This window comes from Leucobacter aridicollis (genome assembly GCF_024399335.1).
Taxonomy (GTDB): domain Bacteria; phylum Actinomycetota; class Actinomycetes; order Actinomycetales; family Microbacteriaceae; genus Leucobacter; species Leucobacter aridicollis_A.
Genome location: NZ_CP075339.1, coordinates 3,036,031 through 3,062,349, shown reverse-complemented (window position 1 = coordinate 3,062,349; position 26,319 = coordinate 3,036,031). Strand labels below are relative to the sequence as shown.

Below are 26,319 nucleotides of genomic sequence, written 5' to 3'. Positions count from 1 at the left end.
AGACGACCACCACACACGTAACGAACGAGAAGGCACCACTGAGATGACGCCCGAGAACAGCTCCACACCTGAGTCAGAGCTCGACGCGGCGCTTGACGCGCTGGCGAACGTGGCCGACCCAGAGGTCGACGCGGCAGTCGAAGACGCACTCGATATCGACTCGGTCGACGAGGCAGAGGCCGCCGCAACCGCAATCGTCGACGAGGAGTCGACAGAAGCGGGCGAAGCGGAAGCGTCCGCTGAAGACCCGTACAAGGCTTTTAAGAAGGACCTGCGTCGCAGGCCGGGCAAGTGGTTCGTGATTCACACCTACGCCGGCTACGAGCGCAAGGTGAAGTCCAACCTCTGGAACCGTCGCGAGGTCATGGGTGCAGTAGATGACATCTACGAAATCCAGGTCCCGATGGAAGAGGTCATGGAGGTCAAGAACGGCCAGCGCAAGATGGTCACCCGCGTGCGCATCCCCGGCTACGTGCTCGTTCGCATGAACCTCACTGAGAGCACCTGGTCCGTCGTGCGCCACACTCCCGGCGTGACAGGCTTCGTCGGAAACGCGCACAATCCTGTGCCGCTTCGCATCAACGAGGCGTTCGAGATGCTCAAGAGCACCGTCGAGCTCGAGCCTGCAGCGACTGCAAAGGGCAAGGCTCCCGCAAACGCGGTGGCTCAGGGCCAGGTCGAGATCGATTTCGAGATCGGCGAGACAATCACCATCAAGTCGGGCTCCTTCGAGGGGCTCCCAGGCACGATCAGCGAGATCAACCCGGCTGCTGGGAAGCTCACGGTTCTGGTGTCGCTCTTCGAGCGCGAAACCCCTGTCGAGCTCGGCTTCGACCAGGTCACGAAGATGGTCTAGCCCTGGCTACTCAAGCTTCACCCGCTAAAACGCGCGTCGCCCTTTGGGACAACGCGCGTTTTGCGCTTATTGTGCTCGTCGTGATCGGGCACTTGATCTCGACAGTTCGCACTGACACCGAGCTCGGATTCGCGCTGTACGCGTACATCTACCTGTTCCACATGCCTGCGATGATCGTGCTGTCGGGGCTGTTTTCGAAGCCTGAGGTCACACCGAAGGCGATCGTGTCGACAGTGCAGCTCGTCGTTGTTTGGCTTGCCTGGGAGGGAATCTGGGCGGTACTGCGCGGGCTCGTCGAAGGCAAACAGCTCAGTCAGAGCTTCTTGGTGAGTCCGGCGTGGACACTGTGGTTCCTTGTGACCCTCGCCACGATGCGCATCCTGCTGCCGTACATCGCAAGATTCAAGCATCCGCTTCTGCTCGCGACCGCGCTCGCACTCGTTGCCCCGCTGCTGCCCGCAATTGGGGTGAACTTTTCTGCAGCGCGCACGCTCGCGTTCTTGCCATTCTTCGTCGGCGCTTGGCTTGCTCGTGAGCGCGGCTGGCTCTCGGGCAGTTGGTTCATGACACCAAGCAGGTCTCTTCGCGCTGGCGCATGGGCGCTTCTGGGCGCAGTGGCAGCGGTGCTTGCCGTGTTTGCACTGCTTCCCGGTGGGGTCAGGGGTTTCTGGCGTATCGACAGGTGGTTGACCCACCGAGACAGTTACTCGTGGATGTTCGAGCACGCACCGGTCGGTGGTTGGAACGCCAACGGCTCCGGCCTGGCGGGCTGGTTCGGGCTCGCAGCGGGTGGAATGCTCGTCGTCGGCCTGCTCATGCTCCTTGCGGCCGCGATGACGCTCGCACTGCTCATTGTTGTGTCGCGTTCACACTCAATCGCCACCGTGTGGGGCGCGCGCACGCTCTACGTCTACTTACTGCACGGAGTCGTCGTGTGGGCACTGCGCGAGTCTGGCTTCGTAGGTGCGGTCGGCGAACTCGGCTGGCTGGGCATCGTGGCGCTCTCGGGCATAGCCATAGCGATCGCGGCCCTGCTGTCGACGAAGCCCGTCTCGGCGCTCTTCAGACCAATCGTTGAGCCGAACCTCGCCTGGATGTTCGGCCGCGGCGAAGCCCAAACTCGCTAGCGGGCCGGGAAGCCGTCGAGTCCGACACGCATACCCAGCTGAAACCTCCGGCTCACACCCAAGCGCCGCTGCAGGGCTCCCGCGCGTCGTTGCACGGTTCGAACGCTGAGGCCAAGCTCGCGGGCGATGCTTGAATCCGTGAGTCCCAGGAGCAGCTGGTCTAGTAGCTCAAGCTCGTCCTGTGAGAAGCCGTCGCCGAGCCGTCCGGGGAGGGAGTGCGCCTGCGGGAGGGCGTGCGCCCAAGCGCTCTCGAACACCACCATGAGATAGTCGACGAGGGCCGGGTGCGTTGCATGGATTGCGAGGACAACGTCGCCGTGTGCGGTCCCCTCCACGGGCACGGCTAGCAGCGCTTCGGCACCGTCGCGCATGACCAGGTGCATCGAAGCGAGTTCCGAGAAGCGCACCGAGTCTTCTCCGGCGGAGCCGGTTTCGGTCGGTGAAAGTACTCTCCGGACACGCACAGTGCTCGCGGGACGCTGCGGTGGCAACGCCTCCCAGTGCGCGAACGCGGCCATTGGCGCTGCCCTCAACACATCGAGCGTCTGCGTCGCCTGTGCTCCGAGCGCGAGAAACCGGGTGCGGAGCTCGCCCGCTGTGCGAACCTCGCTGCCGAGCAGCAGAGGATCCTCGTCCCTCTGCTCCGGCGCTTCACTTGCCTCTCGAAGCAACGCCTCAAGGCGACTTGTGAGTTGTGCAACATTCACAGTGTGCTGTCCTTCCAGCCGAGGGCGATGAGCGCTGCGTCCCGCAACTTCGGGGTGGCCTTCATAGTTCATTCTAGGTAGCGCTGACCCAACCTGCTCGTGGCGCACCTCCGACACCAGGTGACGTGTTCCCGACCTTGGCGGGTCTTCCGGCCGTGTGTCACACTGACCGCAGGGCAAGTCATCTCTGCTTCTGCGTACTGCGGGGGCGGTGTTTTGGTGCGCCCGAATCGAGGCAGGAGTGCGGCGGCCTGGTCGCGCGCAATCGTGCGCAGAACGATAGGAAGAAGGACATAATGACAGCACGAACGATGCGGCGGGGAGCGACGATGCTCCTCGGCATCGCGGTCTGCGCGGGGCTCGCCTTTACGGCACCGGCAGCCGCGCTCGGCACCACGGGGGAGGCGGAAGTGCCGGCGGACGAAACTGCGCCGGCGTATATTTCAGGCCTGCTGAATCCAAACAGTGATGGAGAAGACTCGGCACTCCCGCCCCTTTCAGCGAATACAGAAGCGCTGCGAGTTGAAGCGACCGACGAACTCGAGGCGCCCAAGCGCCCCTCCATGCAGGCGGGCTCCGAGAAGCAGCGGGCGCAGGGCGCGCGTGCGGCGAAGGCAGAGTGCACGAAGGCTGACTTCGCCGCTGCGTCGGGCAGGGCGCTCACGGACCTCATCGCGGCAAGCAGCACCGACTGTATCAACACGCTGTTCTCGGTAACGGGCAGCCAGGCAGCTCAGGTTTTCTCCGAGGCCAAGATGGTGAGCGCCGCGAACGCGCTGCGCACGATCTCGGAGACCTACCCGGGCAACAACTCGACCTCAGCGGCGCAGTTCGTGCTGTTCCTACGCGCGGGCTACTACGTGCAGTACTACAACTCGGCAAGCGTGCCAGCGTACGGGAACGCGCTTCGCACCGCAATGACGGGTGCGCTCGACACGTTCTTTGCGAATCCGCACTCGAAGGATGTCTCTGACGCGAACGGCGAGACGCTCTCCGAGGCCGTGACGCTGATCGACAGCGCAGAGCTCAACGACCGGTACCTGTTTGTGGTCAAGCACCTGCTCACCGATTACAACGCGAGCTACGACTCGTCGTGGTGGATGCTGAACGCCGTGAATGCGAGCTACACCGTGCTGTTCCGCGGGCACCAGGTTCCTGCGTTCGTGAGCGCGGTCGCGGCTGACCCGTCGATCCTGCAGACGCTTCGTAACTTCACCGTCACGAACGCAGGCCTCCTGCAGACGCCGCGCGCGTACCTCGTGACGAACGCGGGCCGCGAACTCGGCCGGTTCCTCGGCGATCCGCAGGTGAAAGCCGCCGCGAAGCCGCACGTCAAGGCGATTCTCGATGAGAACACCCTCGAAGGGTCCGGTTCGGCGCTGTGGGTTGCCGTCGCCACGATGGCCGACTGGTACGATCGCGACAACTGCAGCTACTACGGCATCTGCGACCTGCAAGAGCAGATCGAGGCCTTCGTGCTTCCCGCTACGCACGTCTGCAGCTCAAGCATCACCATCCGTGCGCAGGAGATGACGCAGGGCCAGCTCACCGAGAGCTGCAACAGTCTGCTCGCGCAGGACGCGTACTTCCACGCCGTCGCGAAGGACCCGGGCCCGGTACCCGGCGACATCAACACGAACATCGAAGTCGTTGTCTTCGACTCGAGCGACGACTACCAGTCGTACGCAGGCACCCTGTTCGACATCGACACCAACAATGGTGGCATGTACCTCGAGGGCGACCCGTCACAGGCGAACAACCAGGCGCGATTCATCGCGTACGAAGCCGAGTGGCTGCGCCCTGCGTTCGCGATCTGGAACCTCAACCACGAGTACACCCACTACCTCGACGGCCGCTTCAACATGCACGGTGACTTCGGCGAGAACATGCTTACCCCGACGATCTGGTGGGTTGAGGGCTTCGCCGAGTACATCTCGTACCACTACCGTGGCCTTGCTTACACTGAGGCGCAGAATCTTGCGGCCGCAGGCACGTACAAGCTCAGCGAGCTGTTCGACACGACGTACGACCACGGCACCGACCGCATCTACCGGTGGGGCTACCTCGCGGTGAGTTTCATGCTGAACAAGCACCCGGCAGAGATGCAGACCGTGCTCGGACACTACCGCTCGGGCGACTGGAACGCGGCCCGCGCGTACCTGAAGAACAGCATCGGCACGTCGTACGACGCCGAGTTCGCCGGGTACCTCGCCGAGTGTGCCGCTGGCAACTGCGGGGTCGAGCTCGGCGGCGAGCAACCGACGACCAACACGCCCCCGACCGCGGCGTTCACCGCGGCTATTGAAGGCCTGCAGGTGACGCTGACTGACGGGTCGACGGACGCCGACGGCTCGATCGCAAGCTGGGCGTGGGAGTTCGGCAACGGCGAGACCTCGACCGAGCAGAGCCCGGTCGTGACCTACGCCGCGGCTGGTGAGTTCACGGTGAAGCTCACCGTGACCGACAACAAGGGTGCGACGGCATCGGCGACCCGCAAGGTGACCGTCGTCGGCGATGAGGAGACCGGCCCGGGAACCGGCGGCGAGAACACCTGGGAGATCCCCGTCTGCGACGACCCCGATACCCGGTCGCTCGGCCAGGTGTGCGGCCGGATGAAGCGCTCGGGCGGCGCGGGCGACTCTGACTACCTCATGGTTTGGGTTCCCGAGGGTACGCCGCGTCTCACGATCACTGCTGGTGGCGGCACAGGCAACGCCGATCTCTACGTCGGCAGTGGAGGCTGGGCGAGCCAGAACAATCACCAGGGACGCTCGACCAATGCGGGCAACAACGAGCAGGTTGTGCTCGATTGGCCAGCCTCGGGGTGGAACTACGTCACTCTCTACGGCGCTGAATCGTTTGACAACGTTAGCGTTGTCGCGCACTTCTAAGAACCGCTGACTGGGCGCGGTGCTCGTGAGCCTACGGGATCACGGGCACCGCGCCCAGCTGCACCGGGACGTTCTCGTGGCCGGCGAGATACTCTCCGATACAGACACCAAGGTGAAAACGACCCTTCGCACCGAGCGCATGTTGGATCGCCTGGACTTGTCGTTGCACAGTGCGCTCGCTGACGCCGAGGGAGCGCGCGATGCTCGCATCCGTGCGTCCGAGCACGAGATACTGGAGCAACTGGACTTGCTCGGGTGACAGGGCTGCCTGAGCGTCAAGCTGCGGTGGCGAGACCGGAAGAGCGCGGGTCCACACCGCGTCGAACAGGTCGCACAGGTATTCGACTGTCGCCGGGTGCGTCGTGTGAAAACCGAGGGGACTGACGTTGGGGTAGCCTTTCGCGATGACGAGGGCCTCACAGCGGTCGCGGATGACTAGCCGGGAGGGTACGAGGTCGGAGACGCGGGCTTCCTCCCCCTGCGCGATGGCGTCGAGCGTCGCCTCGAGGTGTGCGTCGTGCTCGAAGATGCTTGTCGAATACACCACGCGGTACCGAATGCCGGCAGAGAGCGCGATTGCTTGTGAGGGGCTCTGCCCGTTTGTGTCGCCGCAGTAGTCTCCGTTGTCGAGGGCGCTCACTGATTCGCGCGCGTTGAGCTGCAGCGAAGAGAAGAGCGCGGTTCCCTCGTCGCGTGAGCTCACCGGGCGCCCGATATCCCCGCCCTCGTGTGTGCCGCCGTCGCCGCGGGCGAGCGTGATGAGATCTTTGATCCGTGCGGTGAGCTCTGCAGCGTCCATCTGTACGTCCTCGTCTGGGCAATCTCAGACGATTATCCCCAGTTTTGGCGCGTGGTACGTGACATGACACACGGCTGCCGGGGAAAGGACCTGCCAGCTACTTCGTTGGACCTTCTGGGCCCCTCGGTACCAGCAGCTGATGCTGGGCGAGCTCGCGGTACAGCGGCACTGATGCGACAAGTTCGGCGTGTGTGCCTTCACCAATGACGACGCCATCGTTCACGACGATGATCTTGTCTGAGTCGACAACTGTCGAGAGTCTATGCGCGATGACGACGAGTGTTCTGCCGGTCGCAACGGAGTCGAGCGCCTCGCGCATCAGACGCTCGTTGACTCCGTCAAGCGACGCAGTTGATTCATCGAGCAGCAGGATCGGCGGGGCAGTGAGCAGTGCGCGTGCAATCGCGAGTCGCTGCTTCTCGCCGCCCGAGAGCATGAGGCCGTTTTCGCCGACCTGCGCGTCGAGGCCGCTCTCGAGGCCACCGGTCGCTGCCGACCGGTCGAGAAGACCACCAAGATTGACAGCCCTGAGCACGCGTTCACAGGCGGCGTCGCTCGCTGTGGGGGAGGCGAGGAGGAGGTTGTCTCTGAGGGTGCCGGCGAGCACGGGCGCATCTTGTTCGACGTAGCCGAGCTGTGAACGAAGCTCTCCGCGGTCGAGCGAACGCAGGTCGACGCCAAACAGCTCGATGGCGCCCGAGTCAGGATCGTAGAAGCGCTCGATCAGCCCGAGCACTGTCGACTTACCTGCGCCCGATGGCCCGACGAGTGCGACACGTGTGCCACGTGGAACATCGAATGACACCCCGTGGAGCACCGGCGTCTCAACAATCTCGGCGGGAACCGCGGCGGCGTCGCGGCCAGAGCGTCTCCGCACGAGCTCGCGTGCGTCGACCCTGTCGGGCGCAGCCGATCGATACGTGAACCGTACGTTCTCAAACCGGATAGCCGGCGCCGCGTCACTCCGCGATTCTGCGAGGGGCAGGAGGTCACCTGAGGGGGAGAGGTCGGCGTCGCCTGCGGTCTCTGTAGTGAGCGAGTCGATCTCTTGGATGCGGCCGAGCGCGCCGAGCGCCTGGTTCACAGCGGAGAAGGCGCCGAACGCCTGCCCCAGCGGGGTCACCATCATGAAGAGGAAGATGATGAACGTCACGAGCTGGCTGATCTCGATTGCGCCAGATGCGACGCGGTACCCGCCGAAGCCGAGCACTGAGAGGAGCGACACCTGCAGCGCGATGAACGAGATCGGAACAATGAGAGCTGAGATCCGGGCGATCTTGAGGCCGAAGCCGTACGCCTCCTCCGCCTGCTGCACGATTGCGACCTGCTCGCGGTCTGCGGCGCCCGCCGCACGAATTGTGCGCATCGACCCGATCGCGCGGTCGACCGACGCGGCGAGGTCGCCCACCTTCTCCTGCGCCTGCGCGACCGCGGGCCGGATGCGGCTCGAAAGCGCGACGACGACAACGAGCGATACCCCGATGATGCCGAAGGTGATGAGGAACAGCACTGGATCGATGACGAGCATGCCGATGAGCGCGCCCACGAAGAGCAATGAGCCGCCGACGGCTTCGACAAGGCCCTGCGTGAGCACGGCTCGAAGAAGTGTCGTGTCTGACCCGACACGTGACACGAGGTCGCCCGTGCGTCGGCGATCAAACTCCGAGATCGGCAGGTGCAGGATCTTCGCGATGAGCCTGCGCCGCGAGCGGAGCACGACTCCCTCGCCCATACGCTGCAGTAAGTAGTGCTGGTAGCCGTCGAGTAGCGCGCCAACGATGACGACGGCGACAAGCACGCCGACGAGCACGCCAAGCGGCCGAGAGTCTTGGACACGCTCGATAACCTGGCCGACGAGGAGTGGCTGAGAGAGCGATACGAGCGCGCTCACGAGGCTCAGTGCGATGATGAAGGCGAGGAGGCCTCGCTGCTCGAAGAGGTACGGCAGGAGCTGCTTGAACGATGCGCGAGGCCCCTTTGCCTGTGCGCTGCGCCCGCGACGTTTCCCGCTCGTGCGAGCCTCTCCGGGAGCCTCCGACGAGACGGTGTCGGTTGGCTGAGCAGACTGTCGCGCGTTAGATTCTGGCACCCGTTCACTCTATCCAGCGGTGGTGCATGGGCGCTGTGAGAAAGTCGCGGAGTTGTCCCCGCCAGAACGCGCCCACGACGCAAAACCCCGGCTTCCCTGCTGCAGGGAAGCCGGGGTCTCCCGGAGCAGCGCGCACCTGGCTCGGTGCAAGCGACTAGGCGGCCGCGCCGGCCTCACGGATCGTCCGCATCGCGTCAGCGAGGTGCAGGGCAGCCTCGGCTGCCTCAACACCCTTCGACTCGATGGAGCCTGGCAGGCCCGAACGATCGAGCGCCTGCTGCTCATTGTCTGTCGTGAGAACGCCGAAGCCAACGGGGCGGCTCGTGTCGAGCTGCACGCGAGTGAGTCCGTCGGTCACGGCGCTCGAGACGTACTCGAAGTGCGGTGTGCCGCCGCGAATGATGACGCCGAGGCAGACTGCCGCGTCGAACCCGCCGCCCCCCTGCGCCACCGGAGTGAGCGCTGCCTGAGCGGCTGCGGGCAATTCAAACGCGCCCGCGACCCTGAAGAGCGAGTGCGTGGCGCCCGAAGCGGCAACTGACGCCTCTGCGCCAGCGATGAGACCTGTCATGATCTCCGTGTGCCAGCTTCCTGCGATGATTGCGACGCGCATCCCTGTCGCGTCGACGGCGAGCGTTGGGGCTCCTGCTCCACTCATTTCTGGTGTCCTCTGTTCTTAACTCGTGTGGATCGTGCGTATCGAATGCGCCGGTTTAGAGTTCGCCCGCAGGCAGCGCGTGTCCCATTCGGTCACGCTTGGCCTGCAGGTAGCCTCGGTTCTCGTCGGTCACTCCGACGAACAGCGGCACCCTGTCGGCCACTGCAAGCCCGTGTGCCTCAAGCTGGGCAACCTTATCGGGATTGTTCGTGAGCAGCCGCACGTCGCTGATGCCGAGGTCGGAAAGGATCTCGGCAGCTGCCGTGTAGTCGCGCGCGTCAGCTGGGAGTCCGAGCTGCAGGTTCGCGTCGAGAGTGTCGACGCCGCTCTCCTGCAGCTGGTAGGCGCGAAGCTTGTTTGCGAGCCCGATCCCGCGTCCCTCCTGGCCACGGAGGTACACGACGACGCCCCCGCGCTCGTGAATGAGATCGAGCGCAGCGTCGAGCTGCGGCCCGCACTCGCACTTGAGCGATCCGAATGCCTCACCAGTGATGCACTCGGAGTGAACGCGGACAAGTGCGCCCTTGCCTGGCATCGCACCGTCTGGTCCAGCAGCGACGAGCGCGACGTGGTCGACCCCGGCACGGCGGTCACGGTACGCGAGGGCGCGGAAGTCTCCGTGCTCGGTGGGAAGCAGGGTGTCTGCCCGGAGGCTCACGCGGCGCGAGTGTCCCTGCACCGCGGGCGTGCCTGCAGGGTCGTGCTCGTTGAGGTACGCGATGAGCTGCTCGATCGTGATGACTGGAACGCCTTCAGCGCCGCCAAGCTCGATGAGGCCCGGCAGACGCATCATCTCACCGTCGTCGGCGACGATCTCGGCGATGATCGCTACCTCGCGCAGCCCAGCGAGCCGCATGAGCTCCACGGCGGCCTCAGTGTGGCCATCGCGGGCGCGCACGCCGCCGTCGACGGCGCGGAGCGGCAGGATGTGGCCGGGCCGATTCACGTCTGTCGGAACAGCGTCGGGGTTTGCAAGTACGCGCGCTGTCGTCGCGCGGTCGCTCGCGCTGATGCCGGTGGTGACGCCATGCGCTGCATCAACGGTGACTGTGTACGCAGTGCCGCGCACGTCTTCGTTGCGCTCAACCATCATGGGGAGGTCGAGCTTGTCGGCGATCTCGTTCGTCATTGGGGCGCAGAGCAGCCCCGACGAGCGGTGCACGGTCCACGCGATCCACTCGGCTGAGGCGAGCTCGGCCGAGATGATCACGTCGCCCTCGTTCTCACGGTTCTCGTTGTCTGCGACGATGACCGGGCGGCCGGCCTTGATCGCGGCGATGGCCTCGTCGATCGAGGCGATACCCTCGGTACGTTCAGTAGTCATTCGATGTCCTTTAGCGTGTGTGTGAATCGTGGGAGCAGCTTGCTACGCCTGCGGCGTGAAGCTGAGCATGCGCTCGACGTGGCGGGCAATGAGATCGGTTTCGACGTTGACGCGATCGCCTGGGCTGAGCGCGCCGAGTGTTGTCGCTTCGAGCGTCTCGGGAATGAGTGAGACCTCGAACCACTGCTCAGTCTCTGCTGCCGGCGAGATCGCCGACACCGTGAGTGAGGTACCTGAAAGCGTCACTGATCCCTTGTCGACGAGCAGCGGGGCGAGGTCGCGGGAGAGCGCGAAACGGAGCGTACGCCAGGCGTCGCCGTCTGCGACGGTGAGCAGCGTCGCGGTGCCGTCAACATGCCCCTGAACGATGTGGCCGCCGAGCCGGGTATCGAGGCGTGCCGCGCGCTCAAGGTTGACCTTGCTGCCGACGCTGAGGTCTCCGAGCGTCGACATCTTGATCGACTGCGCCATGACGTCGGCGCTGAAAGTGCCGCGGCCCGTCTCGTCCGCGCCCTGTTCGATGACCGTCAGGCAGACACCAGAGACGGCGATAGAGGCCCCGTGGGTTGCGTCGCTCGTGACGAGCGGGCCAGCGACTGTGAGCCTGAGGGAGTCGCCGAGTGGCTCGATGGCGACGATCTCGCCGATCTCTTCGATAAGTCCGGTGAACACTAGCGGGTCTCCTTCGGTTCGGGCGTTGCAACAATCAAGAGGTCTGGACCCAGGCGCTCGACGCTCGAAAACGAGAGCCTGGCGATGCCTGCCATCGTGTCGATGCCGAGGTCGCTCACCGCGAGCCGTGGCCCGCCAAGCAGCGCGGGGGCGACGTAGATGAGCAGTTCGTCGACGAGGCCGAGCCTGAGTAGGGAGCTCACGATATGCGGTCCGCCCTCAACGAAGAGGGAGCGGATCCCGCGCTCGTGAAGCGTCGCGAGGTCGGCGGCAAGGTCTGCACCCGCGAGCCGAATGGGGAGCGACCCGCTCGAAGCGAGCGCCGGGTGGCGCAGCACCTTCGCGCCAGAGGGAATCTCGCGCGCGCCGACAACGACCGGAATCGGTTGGTCAGCGGCTTCGACGAGCAAGTCACCGGTTGGTGTTCGGGCCGTGAGCGACGGGTCATCGGCGAGGAGTGTGCCTGTGCCGATGAGGATCGCGTCCGCCGCGGCACGGCGCGCGTGGACGTCGGCGCGGGCGGCTGGGCCACTGATCCACTGGCTTGTGCCGTCGGCGGCGGCTGCGCGGCCGTCGATCGTTTGCGCCCACTTCACGGTCACTGTGGGTCTAGCGGTCATCGTTCACTCCCGCCTGCCGTGCGAGCCAGGGAGCGAGGAATGCGCCGACCTCTGCCGCGAGCACACCACCGGTGACGGCGACACCGGCAGCGCGGAGCGTCTCGCCGCCCCCGCTCGACGCCGCCCCGGGGTCAGACAGCCCGAATGCGACGGCTCCAATGCCGCGCGCAAGCAGCGCCTCAGCGCACGGGCCCGTACGACCCGTGTGATTGCACGGTTCGAGCGTGACGACCGCTGTCAGCCGAGCAGCGTCGATGTCATGGGGGAGCGATGCGAGCGCCATAACCTCCGCGTGTGGGGTGCCAGCTCCCTCATGCCAGCCCTCAGCAACGGTTGCGCCAGCGTCGTCGAGGATGACGCAGCCAACCTGTGGGTTCTCGTCCCGCTCGGGGCCGCGCTCGGCAAGCGCAAGCCCACGACGCATTGCTGCCTCGATCACCTGTGGTGAGAGTGCGTGCGCTGCAGGCATGTCATCCCTTTCGGGTGCCCGGGTATGGGGTGCTCAAGGCGTCGCCTCAGTCACCCGCGTTCCTCCTATCCGGACTTGTGCGTGAGCCAAAGCCCCACACATCACCGTCGGTATCGGAATTTCACCGATTCAGCCCCGCGGATGCGGAGGTCGCGGACTTTCACCGCCGGTTCGGAATCCCACCGACCCCGGAACACCCCCTCAGCATAGCGCTCTCCCGCTCACCATGTGTGCAGGATTGCTACGGGCGAACACTGCGGGACGCCCTGCAGGCACATGACTCTGGCGACGGCTCGCTCGACCACAGAGGCTCGCGGCGCGGCTGAGCTGGCTCAGCCGCGCTGTACCACCGGGATCGCTTGTGTGGGTGGAGCGAGCGGCAGCCGCATCTCGAATGTCGTTCCGGCACCCTCGTCGCTCACCACTGTGATGTCGCCACCGTGAGCGACCGCGATCGCGTGCGTGATGTTGAGGCCGAGGCCAACTCCGGGAATCGCGTTCTGCGTCGCGGTGGACGCCCGAAAGAACCTGTTGAAGAGGTCTGCCTGTTCGGCCTTCGGAATACCGATGCCCGTGTCGCTCACGGAGATCGCAACTGCGCCATCGCGTTGCATCCCCGCCACCGTCACCCGACCGCCGCGTGGCGTGAATTTGATCGCGTTCGAGATGAGGTTGTCGATCGCCTGCCCGAGCCGGCCGCCGTCCGCCATGACGAAGAGCGGCTCCGCCGGAGTGTCGATCTTTAGCTCAACGCCTTCGCCCTCAGCGTGCGGCCGGGCCGATTCGGTTGCAAGCCGGAGGGCGTCGTAGATATCGACGTGGTGCGGTGTGATTGGGAATCTCCCCGACTCAACCTGCGCGGTGAAGAGCAGGTCGCCAACGAGCGCGAGCAGGCGCTTTGCGTTTCGCTCGATGATGTCGACGAACTCGATCTGCTGGTCTGCGAGTGGCTGCTCGGGGTCGTTGCGCAGCAGGTCGAGGAACCCAATGATGGCGCTGAGCGGGGTGCGAAGCTCGTGCGAGATCATCCCGACGAACTCATCCTTCATCCGGGCGACCTCAGCCTGGCGAGTTTCGTCAGTGACGACGAGTAGATACCCCTGTTGGTTGCCTGCGCCGTCGTTTCTGCGCGTGACCGTGACCCTGGCCGGGATCCTGCTCCCGGCGGCCGTCTGAATTTCGAGTTCTTCGTCGAGCGTTGAGCCGGCGTTTGCGAGCTCGAAAAGCGCGCGAACACTCGGCTCGGCTGGGGTGCTTGGCGGATCGCCTGGGCGCGTGCCCGCGAGCGCCGCGAGCACTGCGGGGGAGAAGAACCTGTCGATACTGACGTCATCGAGGGCCTCGGCTTCGCTGAGGCCCAACATGCGTTCAGCCCCTGGATTCCAGGCGCTGACGAGGCCGTTGCAGTCCGTCGCGATGACGGCCTGGGCGGTGATTGCTGCCCAGAGGCTCTCGTGAGATTCGAGCAGGGTTCGGTAGCGGGTTTCGCTCTCGCGGAGCTGTGCGAGCGCCTGCTCGTTCGCGCGGAGGGCGCGGGTGCGCTCGGAGGCGAGTCGCTCGGCCTGCTCCACGCGCGCGCGTTGCTGGCGGGCGAGCTCGTTGATCACCGCCGCCACTGTGGCGTAGATGAGCGGGACGATGATGCCGCGGAGCAGGTCGGTGCTGTTCTCGGGCGGGTGCGTGATGTAGGGGATGAAAACCATCGCGGCACTCAGCACAAAAACGACTGCAACCTGGCGAATACCGGGTGCGGTCGCGAGCCATGCGATCGGGATGAGCACGAGCGTCGCGAACAGCGACTGACCCGCGCCGGTCGCCGCGCGGAAAAAGGCGAATCCGAGGAAGTCGACGAGTGGTATGAGGAGCACGATTGGGCCCTGAAAATGCCCGCGCGCTCTCAGGAGCACTGCGAAAACTGTGGCCCCGGCGATGAGCGCGCCGGAGAGCAGCATGAGCGTGGCATCGACGGGCGCAAGCCCTGGCACGAGGAACACGGTGGTGAGGGCGAGCAAGAACGCGACAGCCGACGGAGCCTGCTTGAGCAGCGGACTCGGCTGATCGAAGTTGCGGTACCACCTGACTTCTCGACTGTCGATCACTGGGTGAGCTCCGCAAGTAGGTCGTGCAACATTGCGCCTGTAAACGGTTTGGGAAGCGACGCGTCTGCGCGCGGGTACTCGTCTTCGTCGAGCACTGAGCTTACGATGATGCGGCAGCTCGGAAACCGGGAGCGCAAGATGTCGATGCATTCGCTCCCGGTGACGCCGGGGAGCCTGAGGTCAACGATCGCGAGCGACGGCTGGATATCAGGGAAGGCGGCGATCGCGGTCTCAGCGTCGGGTGCTGAAAAGACCTCGTATCCCTCGCGCTCAAGCATGCGCCGCAGCAGCTCTGTCTGCTCGGCGTTGTCCTCGACGGTGAGGGCAAGCAAGCTCGGGCTCATCGGAGCAACAGCTCTCGCGCGATGGCTACCGCGGCAACGATGATGAGTGCAATCAGCGCCTGCGGTACGAGCCGCAGCTCGCGCCTGGCGTCGCGCCGAATCTCTTCATCTGATTCGCGTGTACTCATGAAACGACCCTTCCAACCTTCTCGGTCTTCACCCAAGAAGCGTCTGCTCGGCGCCATTCCTTGATGTAGGAATCAACAGTAATGGCACACAGGAGTGAACCATAGCCGCACACGTAAATCAGTAGACCAGCGACAAACTTTCCGCCCGTGAACCGCTCGACCCAGCGCGCGAGCCACGCCCCGAGAAGCGACAGCGGCCCCCACAGGTACAGGATGCTCGAAGTCACGAACCGGTCGCCAGGGGTGAGCCTGCCGAACCACTCGGTGAGTGCCGCGTCTGTCACCCCGGGGAACAACGCGACTGCCATGATGACCATGGCCCCGAGGCCTGGAAACAGGAGCGCCTCGCGCCAGGAGTGGCGAGCGGTGCGCGGGTCGAGTTGCACAGCGAAGAGGATCGAGTACATGTAGGTGCAGGCGGCCACGATCCACATGAACCTGAAGACTGATTCGGCGATGTCGCTGTGCAGGAGCAGCAGCGCGAACAGTGCGGCGGCCGAGAGCACGAGAAACGCCGGCAGCAGCAGAATGCTGAACCAGGCGACGCCGAACGGAATGCTCCCGAGCTTGTGGGTTCGGCTCGGGCGGAACCAGAGCCGCTTGTAGATCGACGTGAGCTGCACGTTTCCGCGGGCCCAGCGAAGACGCTGCTTCCACAACGCGTCGACGGTGCGGGGCTCTTCCGCGAGCACGACTGCGTGCGGCTCGAACACCATCTTCCGGCCAGTGAGTTGGCTTTCGAACGTTGTCATTGTGTCCTCAGCGAGCGTGCCAGTTGGAATCCGGCCGCCGATCGCTTCGAGATTCGCGCGTGAGTGCAACTGGGCGCCTCCCGCGAGGCAGGCGACGGCGCCGAGCACGTTCTGTGCGCGGCGCGCAGCGAGCTGGGCGATGACGTACTCGATGCCGATGAACCGCGTGAGGTAGTTGCGGTCAGCAGATCCCTCGGCGATGTACGCGGTGACAGCTCCGACGCGTTCGTCGGCGAGGTGCCGCGTGAGCTTGCCAAGCGAGTCGTGGGCGAAGATGACGTCGGCATCCATGATCAGTACAGCCTCGGCCCACGGCTCCGCAAGTACCTTCGAGATCCCGTGGTTCAGGGTGTGCGCCTTGCCCTCTCCGCCAACCTCGCGCCGGAGGTGCACGACGCGACCGGGATGCTGTGCTGCGCGGGCGAGCACAACGTCGGGAGTGTCGTCGGTTGAGGCGTCGTCGACAACGAAGATGCGCAGCTTGTCTTCTGGGTAGTCGAGGGTGAGGAGCCTGTCGATCGACGCTCCGATGACGAGCCCCTCGTTCCAAGCGGGAACGATGACCGCAACGTTTGGCGTGAACGGAGCCGCGCGCCGGTAGTGATTCTTAACGGCGTGGAACGGGAGCACGAGAAACTGGAACGCGGTGTTGAACACTGGCAGCGTACCAACGAGCACGCACACGAGCAGAAGGACCGCGAGGGCGATCTGAAACCCGTTCACGGCGTGGCCTCGGCGTTCAGCAGGAGCTCACGCACGCGGGAATAGCTGCCAACAGTCGCTGCGTCGTGGCTGTCTGTCGAGGCGATGAGCGTCGCGCCGGCCGCCCGGAGAGCCGCGATCGCGCGCGGGCCAGGGCAGCCCCACTTCTCGTTGACTTCAACGTACGTGTCGGTGCGCGCGGCGGTCAGCGCCCACGCTTCGAGGTGCTCTCGCGAGAGGTCATCCTCGCTGAGTCCAACTTTCGGCAGGATCGAGAAGCAGTGGGCGAGCTGGTTGCCTGGGTAGCGCTCCATCGCGGCGATGAGTGCGGCGATGCAGTCGTCGAGGGCGTCAGTGGGGGACAACCCCGCAGAGATGCGCTCGATGATCTCGGAGGGGCCGACAGGGCCCGCAGCTGTCGGGAACTGGTGGTCGGCGATGAGGATCCTGTCGATCCCGGCGGGCAACGCAGGAATGTCGAGCTCGCCTTCGGTGGTCAGCATCTTCGCTTCGACACCGGTGAGAACAGTGAGGCCGTCGGGAACTTCGAGAGCCGCGACGGCAGCGAGGTATTCGGGGACCCAGGAGGTAGATTGCCGCACGTGGTCGACGAGGCGCACCGTGTGGAGGCCCGCGGCTGCGGCTGCCGCGACGTTCTCGGCGAGAGACGAGCGAGCGTCATCCGAGAACGTTGAGTGCACGTGGAAATCGCCGCCGAGAATCCCTGAGTCTGCGGTGGGTTCGCTCATGCGTCGTCCTGGTGGCCGGCGTGCGCCGACTCGAGTACGTCTGACACCTCGACGACGATGTCCTCGAGGAATCTCACTGCCGCGACCTCGCGGAATTCGACGCTCGCCGGAACATCCCTACCGAGGAACAAGTCAACAACGAGCGATGGAATGTCGACACCCGCTGAGATTGTGAGTGGGAGCGCACCCGGGAAGCGGGGGTTCACTTCAAGCAGCATCGCGCGCCCGGCGCGGTCTCGGCGCAGCTGGACGTTCGCCACACCGGTCAGACCGATCGCGCGAGCGATCGCTGCGGCGGTTTCCTCAAGCTCAGAGTCGTGCACGGTTTGCCCGGCGATAGCGACGCCCGAGTCTACGCGGGCGCGGGTGCGCGGCACGGCGGCGACCACGTTCCCCGCTGCGTCTGCAATGACGTCCACCGAGTACTCGTCTCCGGGGAGGAGATCCTGCACAATGAGGCCCTCGTCGAGCGGGAGCGCCTCAAGCGCCTCTCTGCCGGCCACCACGCGAATTCCGCGGCTGCCAGCACCCTGGCGCGGTTTTGCAAAGGCGGGGAACTCCCAGTCGATCGCGAGCGCTTCCGGGCCGGCAGCGACGGTTCGCGGCGATCTGCCCGTCGACGCGCACCGCTCTGCGAGGGCCAGCTTGTCGAGGCACACGCGCAGCGTGTCTGAGCTCGGCGCCGCGAGGACTGCGGGCGCGAGTTCATCCCTGCGGTCAGCGACAGCAACGAGCTCAACATCGACTGTCGAGATCACGAGGTCGAGCGCATCGCTGGACACGAGCTGCGCGAGCGCTGGGACGAACGAGTCGTCACGCCCAGGCGGCACTAGCCGTCGCCGTTCAGCTGGCACGAGATAGAGCCCGCTCGCCCAGCCATCCATATCGGCTGCGAAGACTTCGAGGTCAGGCCTACGAAGCAGCGAGCGAATCACCGCGACTCCGGCGGGCCCGCCCGCGCCGGTGACGAGTACGCGAGTGGGCATTAGTTCTCCAACCTGAGGCGTTCGTAGCTGTGCGCAAGTTCAGTGCTTTCACGCACAATTTCGAGGGGTTCTACCGCCCTGCCGCCGCCGAACCTGGTCCAGTATCGCGCTGTAGCTGTGACGAAGTCGCGTGTGAGGTAGTCGCGGCTCGCCACCTGCGAGTCAAAACAGGCGAGTAAGTCAAACTTGCGCTCAAGGAAGTCGTCAATGCGCACGAACCGTGTCGGTCTGAAATCGATCGTCGCCGACGGGCTCTGGTAGCAGGCAACGGTAGCGACGCTCCGTGTCGCGACGATCGTTGCCTCGCTCACGGCGCGATGGTCTTGATGCCTGTCGTTCCCCGAGTGCGTGTACACGACAGTCGGTTGGACCTCTCGCACGACATCCTCGATCAGGCGCACTGTCTGCCCGCTGTTCGGAATCTCGGTGTCGACGAGGTCTTTCAGAAACAGGCGCGCGCCGAGCAATTCGGCAGCCGCGAGCGACTCGAACTGCCGGCTGTCGGCGTCTCCGCCGCGGGCGCCACGCGACAGGGTCAGGATCGTGATGCTGTCGCCGGCGGCGGCGTGAGCTGCGAGGATTCCGCCAACTCCGATCTCGACGTCGTCAGGGTGCGCGCCAACTGCGAGCACGGTATTGGGGCGACGCCCAGGCCCGCGCCTGCGCGCCTCCTCGACGAGGCGGGTGACTGCGTCAACGAGTTGGGTGTTGTCGAGCGGCTTCGTCAGAAACTCGTCCGCCTGTGCCCGGAGCGCCGAGACGGCGTAGTCAACGGAGACGTGCGCGGTCATAACGAGTACCGGAACTCCGGGAAACTCACGGCGAATGTCAGTGAGGAGGTCAATGCCGCTCGCGCCGGGCATCTCAATGTCAGTCACGACGATGTCGGGGCGCGACGCACGCGCTTGCTCGAGCGCCCGAGCCGCGTCGTGTGCGACAGCGACAGTTGCTCCTGCCCGGCGCTCGAGCACAGTTTTTACGAGGAGCGCGACGTCTGGATCGTCGTCGACAACGAGTATGTGTAGCCCGGCCATCTCGCGTCCCCCTCTAGCGAATTAGCTCGACTTTAGCGCATCAGACCGACCCGGTCATAGACCAGATTGAGGGTTGAGTTTGCGATCTCGTTCGCGCGTTCAGCGCCGCGTGCGAGCAGCCTATCGAGCTCAGCCGGATCGGCCATGAGCTCGGTTGTGCGCTCGCGTACTGGCGCGAGGGAGTCTTCCACGACCTCGGCCACGGCCTTCTTCAGGTGACCGTACCCGAGCCCCGCAAACTCCTCCTCGATCGACTCGATTGAGCGCTCGGCGAGCACCGAGAAGATTGTGAGCAGGTTTGAGACGCCCGGCTTAGTCGCGCGGTCGAACCGAATCTCGTCGCCGTCGTCGGTGACCGCGCGCATGATCTTCTTCTTGGTGACGTTCGCAGGGTCAAGCACCTTGATGAGGCCTGCCTCGGTCTCGGCCGACTTCGACATCTTTGCTGCTGGGTTTTGCAGGTCGTAGATTTTTGCGACCGTCTTCGGAATCTGTGCCTCTGGCAGCACAAAGGTGTCGCCGAAGCGCGAGTTGAAGCGGTTTGCGAGATCGCGGGTGAGTTCGACGTGCTGGCGCTGGTCTTCGCCGACTGGCACCGACTCCGCCTGATAAAGCAGGATGTCTGCCGCCATCAGAATCGGGTAGGTGAACAGTCCGACAGAGGCTGCATCAGCGCCGTGGCGCTGCGACTTGTCCTTGAACTGCGTCATACGCCCGGCCTCACCGAACCCTGTCAGTGTGTTCAGCACCCACGCGAGCTCGGCGTGCGCTGGAACGTGCGACTGGATGAACAGCGTCGACTTCGCGGGGTCGATGCCTGCCGCGATGTACTGTGCCGCGGTGCGGCGGGTGCGCATGGCAAGCTCTGCTGGGTCCTGCGGCACGGTGATCGCGTGCAGGTTCACGACGCAGAAGATCGCGTCGTAGTCCTCTTGCATTTTCGTCCACTGGCTCAGGGCGCCAATGTAGTTGCCGAGCTGGAGGGAATCGCTCGAGGGCTGCATGCCCGAAAAGATGACTGGCTTTGAATCGCTCATGTGAGATCTAACGTGTTTCTGTGTGAAGTATGGATCGCGTGGCCGCGGCGACGCGGTCAGATGCGGTAATCAACGACGACTGGAGCGTGATCCGACCATCGCTCGTCGTAGGCCGCGGCGCGGTCGATCTTGTAATCGACTACCCGCTCGCCGAGCTGCGGGGTCACGACGTGGTAGTCGATGCGCCAGCCGGTGTCGTTGTCGAATGCCTGGCCGCGGTTTGACCACCACGAGTACGGTCCATCGACCTCGCCAGCAAACGTGCGCCCAACGTCGACCCAGCCGTATCCCTCACCTTCAGAGCCGTCGACGCCGGTGACGAGCTCGCCGCGCGGGCCGAAGAAACGGTCGAAATATGCTCGCTCCCTGGGCAGGAAGCCGCTCTTCTTCACGTTGCCCTTCCAATTCTTGATGTCGAGCTCGCGGTGCCCGACATTGAAATCCCCAACGATCGCAGCGAAGTCGCGCTCGCTTGCAAGCTCGATCATTCGCGCCCCCATGGCGTCAAGAAACGCCCACTTTGCCTCCTGGCGCGGCGTGTCTACTTCGCCCGAGTGCGTGTAGTTGCTGACGATGGTGAGCTGGGAGTCGCCGAACGCGAAGTCGGCCTCGAGCCAGCGGCCTGATGACTGCACGCGATCCTGATCGTCTGCTCCACCCAGGCCGACGCGGTGCGCAAACGCGGGAACTCGGCTCGCGATCGCAACGCCCGCGCGGCCCTTGATCTCGCACGGGTCGTGCAGCCAGTGCCAGCCCGCAGCACCGAGGAACTCCTCGAGGTGCTCATCCTGCGCGCGCACCTCCTGCAGCGCCAACACGTCGACGTCCCGTTCAGCGAGCCAGTCGCCCATGCCTTTGCGGTAGGCGGCCCGGATGCCGTTGACGTTAACCGACGCGACGCGAAGAGATTCAGACATGGCATCAAGTGTAGAGGTGCGACACGCGACACTCCACTGACCCTCAACGAGTACTTGAGGGTTTAGACTCTCCGGCTTGACATTCAACGAATGACAAGGGTGTAATTATTTAGGTAATGCGGCGTGTCAGCGTCGCAAACGCAGAGATTTCGAGAAAGGAGCGCACCCATGGAACAAGCTTCAGGGCCAGGCGTTCCCGGCGACTGGTTTGTCGATCCGGTATTTCTCGGCACCCCAGGAATTCGCCGTCAGGCAGAAGATGAGGCTCTTGCATGGCAGTCTGACGCGCTCTGCGCGCAGACCGACCCAGAATCGTTCTTCCCAGAAAAGGGAGGGTCGACCCGCGAAGCGAAGCGAATCTGTGAGACATGCGAGGTGCGCTCGGAGTGCCTCGACTACGCGCTCGAGAACGACGAGCGGTTCGGCATTTGGGGCGGGCTTTCAGAGCGCGAACGCCGCAAGCTGCGCCGCGAGGCCGGCTGAGCTTTGCGCTCCTCGGCATGCCCCCAGTTTGAAACCATGCCACCCCTTCTAGACTGACGGCGTTATGCGCAGCACAGTTACCGCAGTCATTGTCGCTTCTCAAGGTGGGGAGTGGCTCGATGAGACGATCGCAGGGATCGCCTCTCAAACGCGGCGCCCAAACGCCATCGTCGCCATCAACAACGGCGGCGCCGAGCGGGTCGGCACCCAGCTCGTACACGCGAACCTCGGTGGTGCCGAGGCGTCGCGGGTCATCGGCATCCCGTCGCGCGTGTCATTCGGGCGCGCCGTTGCCGCGGCGCTTTCCGCCGTGCTTCCCGGATCAAACCCGGCTGAAGAGTGGATCTGGCTGCTGAGTGAAGACTCCTGCCCAGAGCCCGAGGCGCTCGAGCGGATCCTATCGAGCGTGCAGCGCGCGCAGTCAGTTGCCGTCGCCGGCCCGAAACTCGTGGACTGGGATCACCCCGAGCGCATCATTGAGCTCGGACAGAGTCTCACGACGACTGGCTCTCGCTGGCTGCTGAGGAGGCAAGAGCTCGACCAACAACAGTACGACCACCTTGAGGACGTGCTCGGCGTCGGCCCTGTCGGCATGCTCGTTCGCCGCGACGTGTGGGACGAGCTCGGCGGCTTCGACCCAGCCTTCACGAGTTATGACGACGCGCTCGACTTCTGTGTGCGCACCCGTCTCGCCGGCTACAGGGTCGAAGTGTCGCCAGAGTCGCGGGTGCGCTTCGCCAGAAGCGGCGTCGCCGGGCCGCACATCGACAGGTCCCGCGGAGTGCTCCGCACCGCCCACAGGCAAGCTCGAACCGCACACCTGCACCGGCGCATTGCCTACGCGTCAGCACTCCCTGCGTTTCTCATGTGGCTCGGATTGCCACTTCTCGCAATCGTTCGCGTCTTCTGGGCGCTGATTCGCGAGCAACCAGGAAACATGATCGGCGAGTTCGTCGCCGCGCTGACAGTCTTCTTCCGCCCGAAAGCGCTTCTCGCGTCACGCAAACGAGTGAAGCGGGCGTCACGCGTCGGCTGGGCAGCGGTGCGCCCACTGCGCACCGACAGAAAGACGGTGCGCACCGCGCGAATGATCGACCGCGAGGCGATACTTGCCGCCCAGGGGCGTGTTCCACGAGAGCTCGGGTTTGTCTCGACGGGCGGCCTCGCCGTGCTCGTGGTTACTGCGGTGGCTGCGATCGCGCTTACCTGGTGGGCAATCGCCCAAACGAGCCTGTTCGGGGGTGGCCTTGCGCCGCTCAGCCCTATCGGCGAGCTCTGGCATCACACCCGCACACTCGACGGCGTTCCCGCCGACCCGTTCGCCTGGGTGCTCGCAGTGCTCGGGTCTGTCACGTTCTGGAACCCCTCGCACGCGCTCGTCATCCTGCTCATCATCGCAATTCCGCTCTCGGCGCTCGGCGCCTGGATCTGGGCGGCGCAGATTGCAGAGTCGGGGGCGGCGCGGGCAGTTGTCGCCATCGGGTTCGCTCTGAGCCCCGTGCTGCTCGGTTCGATCGCCTCGGGCCGAATCACCACGCTGATCCTGGCCGTCGTAATGCCGTGGTTGCTTCTCGCCGCCACCCGCTGTCGCGAGTCCTGGAGCTGGGCTGGCACTGCGTCGCTGCTCGCTGCGGTTGCCCTCGCGAGCGCCCCCGTGCTCATCCCGGTCGCGCTCGTTTTCCTCGTCGTCGGCGTATTCTCCAGTCTGCGCGGCGCGCTGCGCGTGCTGTCGATCGCCATCGCTCCACTCGTGCTCTTCGGCCCGAAGATCATCGCGACAGTGTTCGGCGGGCGACCGTTCGACCTTCTCGCTGACCCAGGGATCCCACTGCCGTACACACCGGGTACGACCTGGCACCTGCTGCTCGGGTTCCCAGAGTTCGCCCTCGACGGCTGGGGACGCATCTTCGAGACAGCCGGGCTCGGTAACCTACCCGCGACACTCCTCGTCGGCGTGCTGATGCTTCCGATCGCACTCCTGGCCCTGCTCGGCCTCTACACCGGCAAGGTAGCTGCAACGCTGCTGCATGCCCTGTTCGGTGGGCTCGGAATAGTCGCGGCGGTCGGATCAACCCAGCTCATGCCCACCACGTCGGGTGACACCCCGATTGCGGTCTGGACGGGTTCTGGCCTCGTGCTCTACTGGCTCGCCGTACTCGGGCTCGCAGCTCTCGGCGCCGAAACGGCGCGACGTGCTGCGCCTGCGGTCGTCGCAGTCGCGCTCGTCGCAGCGGTCGTTGCTGCAGGGCCGATCGCGGTGCGCCTTGTCACAGGCAACGTGCCGATGGGCCCAGGGGAGTCTCGGATGCCCGCGCTCGTCCAGGTCGCTGGAGAACAAAACCCAAACACCCGCACACTCGTACTCAGTGCGTCAGGTGAGGGAGCCATGCGCGCCGAAATTGTGACAGGCGAGGGTATCGAGCTTGACGATTTCCGCACCTCCGCGCGCCTCTCTGACCCGACCGACGACGACAAGCAACTCGCCGAACTCGTCGGCTCGCTCGCGAGCATCGGTGGCGGCAGCGTCGCCGACGCGCTGAACGCCGAGCGCATCACCTACGTGCTGCTGCGGTCAGGGAATGAGCCGAGCGCGGAGACCGAGCTCCAGCGCACGCTCGACCAGCACCCCGAACTCGCGAGCGTCGGTACGACCGAGCAGGGACTCCTCTGGCGCGTCTCAGATGCCGCAACAGGCCATGAAGCTGAGGGGGACGAGTCTGCCGCGCTCGTCGGGACTTCGTTCGGCGGGCAGACTGTCTGGACCGCGCAGCTTGTCCTGCTGTTCGCAATGCTGCTGCTCGCGCTGCCCACGGGCGAGGTTGTTGAGCGCCCTGAGCGACGCAAGCGTCCGAAGCGGGTGCGCAAGCGCGCGAGTAAGCGAGCAGAGCGCCGCGCCGCTGCCGCTGTGACCGCCGGTGCAGGCGCAGCCCTACCTTCCGCTGTCGCGGAAGGGGCTGTTCCCGCGGTTGCCGGGGCCGAGGTCACTGAGACGGCTGCCCCCGCCGTGGATATGGGCGACGAGCCGCAGGCATCTGCCGCGCCTGCCGCGCCTGCCGCGTCTGAGGTGTCCGAGGTACCTGACGTGTCCGAGGCGGCTGAGGCGGTTGAGAGGCCTGACGCACCTCAGGGGCCTGCCGAACCTGAGGTGCCCGAGGCTGCTGAGGGCTTCTCCGACGCTGGCGATGGTGCAGAATCCGACGACGAGTCACCGGCCGAGGTCCTAGCTGAAGCTGACGAAGACATCGACCCGGCTGATCCAGCGACGGACATCGACCCGGCTGATCCTGCGGGGGACACCGAACCGGCTGGATCAGCGGAAGATGCGCGCTCGACCGATCCTGACGGGGATTCCCACCTCGCCGTGACGTCGCAGGCCGCAGCGGTCGACGCGCCGAATGCGGGCGTCGAGGAAGCGACAGACGCAGAATCGCGAGACGCAGACGAGCAGCTCGGGGAGGGCAAGTAGATGAGCACAAGCGAGAGGTTTGTTCGCGGCGGCGCCCGTGCGCTCACAGGGCTCATCATCACCGGAGCTGCCGCAGCCGGGGTGTTACTCCTCGGAACGGTTCAGCTTCCGAGCGTCGAGCGCGCCCCGCACGCAGTCACGGTGAGCACGACACAGACAGGCGAGCGCAGTATTGTGTGTGCTGGCGCATTCGCAGAGCTCGGCGCTGATCCTTCTCGCCCCGACGTCGCCGTGCCGGTAGGCGAGGCAACTGTGGTCGTGAGCGGAGACGGTGAACTCGGCACGCTCGGGGGAGGGGAGGGCGCAGCCGCGAGTGGAGCTCGAGTGCTCACCGGCGCCGCGCAGGCCTCGCTTGCTGCCGCCCAAAGCCAGAAACTCGCCTCAGCATCACTCCGCGGCGCAACCGCGAGTGCGTGCGTCGAACCCGTCAACGAGCAGTGGCTCGTCGGCGGAGCAAGCACGCTCGGACTCTCGACGACGCTCAGCCTAGGCAACGCGAGCGAGGTTCCCGCAACCGTGCAGATCACCGTGTTTGACGAGAACGGCGAGATCGACGCAGTGCAAACCTCGGGAGTGATCGTCGCCCCGAACTCCGAACAGATCGTTTCGCTCAACGGGTATGCGCCCAACCGAGAGCGCCTCGCAGTGCGAGTGACAAGCACGGGGGCACCTGTCTCGGCAAGCCTCGGGGTCGCACGAGTGGACGGCATCGTCCCTGTCGGAACCTCCGTAGTCACTCGGCAGCTTCGCCCCGAGCAGCTACTCGTCATTCCAGGAGTCGCGAACGAAGACTCGCACGACCACGAAGAGGTACCAACTGACACTGGGCCAGCTGACCGCTTCCCGGTACTCGTGCACGCGATCACCCCAGGAGATGTCGCAGGCAGCGGTACGGTCTCAGCAATCGACGCCAAGGGTGTTCGCACGCAGCTCGGCGTCATCGAGCTTGAACCCCGCGTCGTGGGGGCGCTTGCGATTGAGTCGTGGCCGCACGACGCAACCGCAATTGTTGTAGACGCCGATGTGCCTGTCTTCGCGGGAGCCGAGGGTGCCGCGAACTCGGGTGAGACTCACGACTTCCAGTGGTTCGCGCCGGCCCCGACGATTCCGGCGAATACGCCAACTGCAGCCCCGGTGACGCCAGGAGGCGAACTCATCGTCGCAAACCCCGGTGATGTACCCGCCGAGGTCACCGTCGCAGGCGGCAAAGAGCAGCAGGTCACTGTCGCGCCGGGAGCCGCCGTTGTCGTGCCAGGGGCAGGCAGCCGCACACTCACGAGCACCGAGCCCGTACACGCGGGAGTTCGCATGGTCGGGAGCGGCTCGATCGCCGGATACCCAATCATGCCGCGCGCCGAGCACACGGGCCAGCTGACGGTCTACACGCGCTAGCGGTGGCCGTAGACTGGA

The 26,319-nt window shown here is 65.2% G+C and carries 21 protein-coding genes, 1 pseudogene and 1 riboswitch; of the genes and pseudogenes, 6 read left to right on the top strand and 16 right to left on the bottom strand.

From position 1 onward, the window contains the following. Positions 1–43 precede the first annotated feature (43 nt). Both nusG and KI794_RS13745 read left to right on the top strand, forming a co-directional pair. On the top strand, positions 44–856 hold the full coding sequence (nusG, locus tag KI794_RS13750) for a transcription termination/antitermination protein NusG (protein ID WP_119282809.1): 813 nt from the start codon (positions 44–46) through the stop codon (positions 854–856). A 2-nt stretch (positions 857–858) separates the two neighbouring features. Further along, positions 859–1,983 (top strand): acyltransferase family protein, encoded by a 1,125-nt coding sequence (locus tag KI794_RS13745; RefSeq protein WP_370647894.1) that lies wholly within the window; start codon positions 859–861, stop codon positions 1,981–1,983. On the opposite strand, the gene KI794_RS13740 is transcribed toward KI794_RS13745, so the two are convergent. Beyond that, positions 1,980–2,690 carry a helix-turn-helix transcriptional regulator gene (locus KI794_RS13740; RefSeq protein WP_255808420.1) on the bottom strand — a complete coding sequence of 237 codons (711 nt, stop codon included), beginning with the start codon at positions 2,688–2,690 and terminating at the stop codon, positions 1,980–1,982. The two genes, KI794_RS13745 and KI794_RS13740, sit on opposite strands and share 4 nt — an antisense overlap. 296 nt (positions 2,691–2,986) lie before the next feature. On the opposite strand from KI794_RS13740, the gene KI794_RS13735 reads away from it, so the two are divergent. After that, positions 2,987–5,581, top strand: a complete 2,595-nt coding sequence (locus tag KI794_RS13735) for a collagenase (RefSeq protein ID WP_255808419.1) — start codon at positions 2,987–2,989, stop codon at positions 5,579–5,581. 31 nt (positions 5,582–5,612) lie between these two features. Here KI794_RS13735 and KI794_RS13730 read toward each other — a convergent pair whose 3' ends face one another. From KI794_RS13730 to KI794_RS13660, 15 genes and pseudogenes are all read right to left on the bottom strand, one after another. Beyond that, the gene (locus KI794_RS13730) at positions 5,613–6,380 is read right to left on the bottom strand and encodes a helix-turn-helix transcriptional regulator (protein ID WP_119282813.1); all 768 of its coding nucleotides are present in this window, start codon (positions 6,378–6,380) and stop codon (positions 5,613–5,615) included. Between the two features lie 97 nt (positions 6,381–6,477). Then, positions 6,478–8,469: an ABC transporter ATP-binding protein gene (locus KI794_RS13725; protein WP_255808418.1), complete on the bottom strand. Its 1,992-nt coding sequence runs from the start codon at positions 8,467–8,469 to the stop codon at positions 6,478–6,480. Positions 8,470–8,623: 154 nt separating this feature from the next. Further along, a complete protein-coding gene (ribH, locus tag KI794_RS13720; protein ID WP_255808417.1) occupies positions 8,624–9,127 on the bottom strand; it encodes a 6,7-dimethyl-8-ribityllumazine synthase in 504 nt (167 codons plus the stop codon). 55 nt (positions 9,128–9,182) lie between these two features. Then, positions 9,183–10,451 carry a GTP cyclohydrolase II gene (gene ribA / locus KI794_RS13715; RefSeq protein ID WP_119282816.1) on the bottom strand — a complete coding sequence of 423 codons (1,269 nt, stop codon included), beginning with the start codon at positions 10,449–10,451 and terminating at the stop codon, positions 9,183–9,185. A gap of 42 nt (positions 10,452–10,493) precedes the next feature. After that, a complete protein-coding gene (locus tag KI794_RS13710; RefSeq protein ID WP_119282817.1) occupies positions 10,494–11,123 on the bottom strand; it encodes a riboflavin synthase in 630 nt (209 codons plus the stop codon). After that, positions 11,123–12,212 (bottom strand): annotated as a pseudogene (ribD, locus tag KI794_RS13705) (bifunctional diaminohydroxyphosphoribosylaminopyrimidine deaminase/5-amino-6-(5-phosphoribosylamino)uracil reductase RibD). Before ribD ends, KI794_RS13710 begins: the two are co-directional and overlap by 1 nt. Before the next feature lie 53 nt (positions 12,213–12,265). Then, positions 12,266–12,412: riboswitch (FMN riboswitch) on the bottom strand. A gap of 132 nt (positions 12,413–12,544) precedes the next feature. Next, positions 12,545–14,311: a sensor histidine kinase gene (locus tag KI794_RS13700; RefSeq protein ID WP_255808416.1), complete on the bottom strand. Its 1,767-nt coding sequence runs from the start codon at positions 14,309–14,311 to the stop codon at positions 12,545–12,547. After that, positions 14,308–14,655, bottom strand: a complete 348-nt coding sequence (locus tag KI794_RS13695) for a response regulator (protein ID WP_119282819.1) — start codon at positions 14,653–14,655, stop codon at positions 14,308–14,310. The genes KI794_RS13700 and KI794_RS13695 overlap by 4 nt, the downstream gene beginning before the upstream one ends. Further along, on the bottom strand, positions 14,652–14,783 hold the full coding sequence (locus KI794_RS13690) for a hypothetical protein (RefSeq protein ID WP_255808415.1): 132 nt from the start codon (positions 14,781–14,783) through the stop codon (positions 14,652–14,654). Before KI794_RS13690 ends, KI794_RS13695 begins: the two co-directional genes overlap by 4 nt. Next, complete coding sequence (locus KI794_RS13685; protein WP_119282820.1) at positions 14,780–16,258, bottom strand: glycosyltransferase family 2 protein; 1,479 nt, start codon at positions 16,256–16,258, stop codon at positions 14,780–14,782. The genes KI794_RS13690 and KI794_RS13685 overlap by 4 nt, the downstream gene beginning before the upstream one ends. Continuing rightward, a complete protein-coding gene (locus KI794_RS13680) occupies positions 16,255–16,986 on the bottom strand; it encodes a PHP domain-containing protein (protein ID WP_255808414.1) in 732 nt (243 codons plus the stop codon). The genes KI794_RS13685 and KI794_RS13680 overlap by 4 nt, the downstream gene beginning before the upstream one ends. Further along, positions 16,983–17,972, bottom strand: a complete 990-nt coding sequence (locus tag KI794_RS13675; protein WP_255808413.1) for an ATP-grasp domain-containing protein — start codon at positions 17,970–17,972, stop codon at positions 16,983–16,985. The genes KI794_RS13680 and KI794_RS13675 overlap by 4 nt, the downstream gene beginning before the upstream one ends. Further along, positions 17,972–19,006 (bottom strand): response regulator, encoded by a 1,035-nt coding sequence (locus KI794_RS13670; RefSeq protein ID WP_119282823.1) that lies wholly within the window; start codon positions 19,004–19,006, stop codon positions 17,972–17,974. The genes KI794_RS13675 and KI794_RS13670 overlap by 1 nt, the downstream gene beginning before the upstream one ends. Before the next feature lie 32 nt (positions 19,007–19,038). Then, positions 19,039–20,043: a tryptophan--tRNA ligase gene (gene trpS, locus KI794_RS13665; RefSeq protein ID WP_119282824.1), complete on the bottom strand. Its 1,005-nt coding sequence runs from the start codon at positions 20,041–20,043 to the stop codon at positions 19,039–19,041. A 56-nt stretch (positions 20,044–20,099) separates the two neighbouring features. Next, complete coding sequence (locus KI794_RS13660; protein ID WP_255808412.1) at positions 20,100–20,960, bottom strand: exodeoxyribonuclease III; 861 nt, start codon at positions 20,958–20,960, stop codon at positions 20,100–20,102. 168 nt (positions 20,961–21,128) lie between these two features. On the opposite strand from KI794_RS13660, the gene KI794_RS13655 reads away from it, so the two are divergent. From KI794_RS13655 to KI794_RS13645, 3 genes are all read left to right on the top strand, one after another. Next, positions 21,129–21,443, top strand: a complete 315-nt coding sequence (locus KI794_RS13655) for a WhiB family transcriptional regulator (RefSeq protein WP_119282826.1) — start codon at positions 21,129–21,131, stop codon at positions 21,441–21,443. A 64-nt stretch (positions 21,444–21,507) separates the two neighbouring features. Further along, positions 21,508–24,909: a glycosyltransferase gene (locus tag KI794_RS13650; RefSeq protein ID WP_255808411.1), complete on the top strand. Its 3,402-nt coding sequence runs from the start codon at positions 21,508–21,510 to the stop codon at positions 24,907–24,909. Then, positions 24,910–26,301: a DUF5719 family protein gene (locus KI794_RS13645; protein WP_119282828.1), complete on the top strand. Its 1,392-nt coding sequence runs from the start codon at positions 24,910–24,912 to the stop codon at positions 26,299–26,301. Positions 26,302–26,319 lie beyond the last annotated feature (18 nt).